The 3,811-nt window shown below is 74.3% G+C and carries 3 protein-coding genes; 2 read left to right on the top strand and 1 reads right to left on the bottom strand.

What is annotated here, in order from left to right; all coding sequences use genetic code 11:
- Window positions 1-102: 102 nt before the first annotated feature.
- Entirely contained in the window at window positions 103-1,983 is a 1,881-nt protein-coding gene (locus ACFWEK_RS19930; protein WP_430555169.1) for a DEAD/DEAH box helicase, read from the bottom strand.
- 228 nt (window positions 1,984-2,211) lie between these two features.
- Here ACFWEK_RS19930 and ACFWEK_RS19925 point away from each other — a divergent pair, with 228 nt between their 5' ends.
- Both ACFWEK_RS19925 and ACFWEK_RS19920 read left to right on the top strand, forming a co-directional pair.
- Entirely contained in the window at window positions 2,212-2,832 is a 621-nt protein-coding gene (locus tag ACFWEK_RS19925; RefSeq protein ID WP_430555168.1) for a CDP-alcohol phosphatidyltransferase family protein, read from the top strand.
- Window positions 2,829-3,809, top strand: a complete 981-nt coding sequence (locus tag ACFWEK_RS19920) for a DUF881 domain-containing protein (protein ID WP_430555167.1) — start codon at window positions 2,829-2,831, stop codon at window positions 3,807-3,809. Before ACFWEK_RS19925 ends, ACFWEK_RS19920 begins: the two co-directional genes overlap by 4 nt.
- Window positions 3,810-3,811 lie beyond the last annotated feature (2 nt).

Genomic DNA, 3,811 nt, shown 5'->3' with positions numbered 1-3,811 from the left:
CCGAGGCTCACGACGAGGGACCTCAGCCGCCGCGCCTCCGCCATCCCCCGCTCGCCGTCGGCGCGCTGGATGCCCATGACCGCGATCGTGCCGCCCGGTGCGTCAGGCCGTGCGGGCCGGACGACGGTCGGTGCGGGGCCGCTCCGTGCGCGGGGCGCGTCGCTCCGGCGCGCCCTTGTCGACGGAGATGCGGAGCGCCTTGCCGGCCACGTGGGCGCGGCCGATCCGGTTCATGTCGGCGTCGTCGAGCGGCCGCGTGATGTCGACCAGCGAGAAGTTGCCGAAGATGTCGATCTTGCCGATGTCGCTGCCCGACAGGCCGCCCTCGTGCGTGAGCGCCCCGACGATGCCACGCGGCTGCGCGCCGTGCGTGTGCCCGACGGAGATGCGGTAGCGCGTGCCGGCGGCGGGACGGCGGATGCCGCGGCCGCGGTCGTCGCGGTCCGAGCGGGGGTGGCGGCCGGTGCGGTCGCCGTCGCGCTCGGTCCGCTCGGCGCGGTGCGTCTCACGGGTGCGCCCGCCCTTGGCCTCGGCCCGCTCGCGCTCGTGCTCCTCCTGGGCCGCGCGCTGCTGGGGGCCGTCGTCCCCGACCGCGAGCGCCAGGAGGGCGGCCGCGATCTGGAGGGCGTCGTCGCCACCCTCGGCGGGGGCCGGCGTGCCGTCGGCCTCCGCGGCGTCCGACGCGGAGGCCGCGCGCTCCTGGAGCATCCGGGTGTACAGGTCGAGGCGGCCGGCCTCGATGCGCGTGCCGACGGCGTCGAGGAGGCGACGGGCGCGGTGCTCCGAGACGTCGCGGGGCGAGGGGATCTCGACCTCGGCGAGCGTCGTGCGGATGGTCCGCTCGATGTGCTTGAGCTTGCCGCGCTCGTGGGGCGTGACGAACGACAGGGCACGGCCGGTACGCCCGGCGCGGCCGGTGCGCCCGATGCGGTGCACGTAGGCCTCCGGCTCGCGGGGGATGTCGAAGTTGACGACGAGGCCGATGCGGTCGACGTCGAGACCGCGGGCTGCGACGTCCGTGGCGACGAGCACGTCGAGGGCGCCGGACTTGAGGCGCTCGACGATCTTCTCGCGCTCCTTCTGTGCGACGTCGCCGGAGATGGTGGCGGCGGAGGTGCCGCGCTCCACGAGGGCGGCGCCGACCTCCTCGGCGTCCTTGCGGGTGCGGGTGAAGACGATGGTGGCGTCGGCGTCGGAGGTGGCGAGCACCCGGACGAGGGAACCGATCTTGTGCCGGAAGGGCACGACGGCGTAGGTCTGCTCGACGGTCGACACGGTGGAGGACTGACGGGAGACGGCGATCGCGACGGGGTCGGTGAGGTGGGTCTCGGCGACGGCGCGGATGGCGGGCGGCATGGTCGCGGAGAACAGGGCGACCTGTCGCTTCGCGGGCGCCTGGCCGAAGATCGTCTCGACGTCCTCGGCGAAGCCCATGCGGAGCATCTCGTCGGCCTCGTCGAGGACCAGGAACTTGACGCCGTCGAGGGAGAGGGTGCCCCGCTCGAGGTGGTCCATCACGCGGCCGGGGGTGCCGACGACGACGTGCACGCCGTCGCGCAGGGCGCGCTGCTGCGGCTGGTAGGGGGAGCCGCCGTACACGGAGGTGACGCGCACCCCGGGCAGGTGGGTGGCGAACGACTCGACGGCCTCGGCGACCTGGAGCGCGAGCTCGCGGGTGGGGGCGAGGACGAGGGCCTGCACGTGCCCGCCGGCGACGGAGGCCTGCGGGTCGAGGGCCGCGAGCAGCGGGATGCCGAAGGCGGCGGTCTTGCCGGTGCCGGTCTGGGCGACGCCGGTGATGTCGCGGCCGGCGAGGAGCTCGGGGATGGCGCGCGCCTGGATGGGCGACGGCGTCGTGAACCCGAGGTCGTCGACGGCGGCCTGCAGCGGCGCGGGGAGGCCGAGGTCGGCGAACGTGGGCTCCTGCCCGGTGGTCTGCCCGGAGGTGGGCTCGCTGGGCAGGGTGGAGTCAGGGGTGCTCAAGAGGGGGTCACCGTTCTGTGGGTGGTGGGGGAGGAGTCCTGCACCGCCGAGGAGGCGGCACGGTCGCTCGGTCCCGGACACACACCAAGCCCCGCTCTGAGCGGGGCACAACGAACACGCGGGAGGCACGACGAACTCCGAAGGTGGTCACAGTCTACCGGCCAGGGCCGGAAGTGGTCCGGCGGGTGCCGGTGAGTTCGGCCACTGGGCGCAGGGGGCGTGCGTAGGATGTGCCCCGTGCAGGAGGGCCAGGAGATCAGCAGCCGGGTCTTCACGATCCCAAACCTGGTGAGCTTGCTGCGTCTGGCCCTGGTGCCCGTGTTCGCGGTGCTGATCGTGGTGGGCGAGGACGTGTGGGCCCTCGCCGTCCTGGCCTTCTCAGGCTTCACGGACTGGCTGGACGGCGTGCTGGCGCGGCGGCTGCACCAGGTGACGCGGCTGGGGCAGATGCTCGACCCGGCGGCGGACCGCCTCTTCATCTTCGTCACCCTGATCGGCCTGACCTGGCGCGACGTGATCCCGCTGTGGATCCTCGTGGTGATCGTGGCCCGGGACGTGATGCTCGCGTGCCTGCTGCCGCCGCTGGCGCGGCACGGGTACGGGCCGCTGCCGGTGAGCTTCGTGGGCAAGGCCGGGACGTTCGCGCTCCTGTACGCGTTCCCGCTGCTCCTCCTGGCGACGATGCCGGGTGGGGTCGGTGCGGCGGCGCACGTCGTGGGCTGGGCGTTCACGTGGTGGGGCGTCGGCCTGTACTGGGTGGCGGGCGTGCAGTACCTGCGGCAGGCGCGCGAGCTGCTGGTGGCCGCGAGCGCCGGGCCCGACGTCGAGGGCTCGGGAGGCGAGGCGTGACGGCGCCGGTGCGCGCGCCGGGGCGCCGTCGCCCGGACGAGTCGATGACCCTGCTGGTCGAGGTGATGGAGAAGCCTCTCGACCCGGGGTACGCGGAGGAGGCCGAGCGGCGCGCGGAGGCGGCGCGGGCCGGGCGCCCGACGGGACGCCGGGGGCTCTCCGTCGTGCTCCTGCTGCTGCTGGCCGCGCTGCTGGGCCTGCTGACCGTGTCCGCGGCGCGCCAGCTGCGAGCGCCCCAGGCCGAGGTGGCGGCGGCGCGCGAGGTGCTGGAGACGCAGATCGTGGACCGGCGCGACGAGGTGGACGTGCTGCAGGCCCGGTCGGTGGCGCTGAGCGACGAGATCGAGGCGTTGCAGCACACCGCTCTCGCCAGCGAGGACCCGGGCCTCCTGCAGACGCTGCAGCGCGACGGCGTGGTGAGCGGGTCGGCGGCGGTCAGCGGTCCGGGCCTGGTGGTCTCCCTGTCCGACGGTGACGCCGCGCAGTCCGAGTCCGACCCCGACGCGAGCGCCCGGGTGCGCGACGCGGACGTGCAGACCGTGGTGAACGCCCTGTGGGCTGCGGGCGCGGAGGCGATCTCGGTGGACGACCAGCGGCTGACGTCGCTGTCCGCGATCCGCAACGCCGGCGACGCCATCCTGGTGGACCTCGTGCCGCTCCCGGGGCCGACCTACACGATCCGGGCGATCGGTGACCCTGACGACATGCAGACCGCGTACGCTCGCTCCGGCGCCCCGGCCTACCTGCAGCTGCTGGGGTCGCGCTACGGGATCCAGTCGAGCGTGACCCCGCAGAGCGACCTGTCGCTGCCGGGCGTGGGGAACCAGACCCTGCGGTACGCGTCGCCGTCGGGTGCGGGGGAGTCCTCGCAGCCGGGCGACGACGCCCAGGGAGCACCGCAGAGCACACCTGAGAGCACATCGCCGGGGACGTCGCAGAGGACGTCGTCGTCGGACACCGAGGAGGAACGCTCATGATC

This window comes from Isoptericola sp. NPDC060257, from assembly GCF_042726645.1.
Lineage (GTDB): Bacteria > Actinomycetota > Actinomycetes > Actinomycetales > Cellulomonadaceae > Isoptericola > Isoptericola nanjingensis.
The sequence above is the reverse complement of the archived record's forward strand: the minus strand, read 5'-3'. Positions and strand labels throughout refer to the sequence as shown.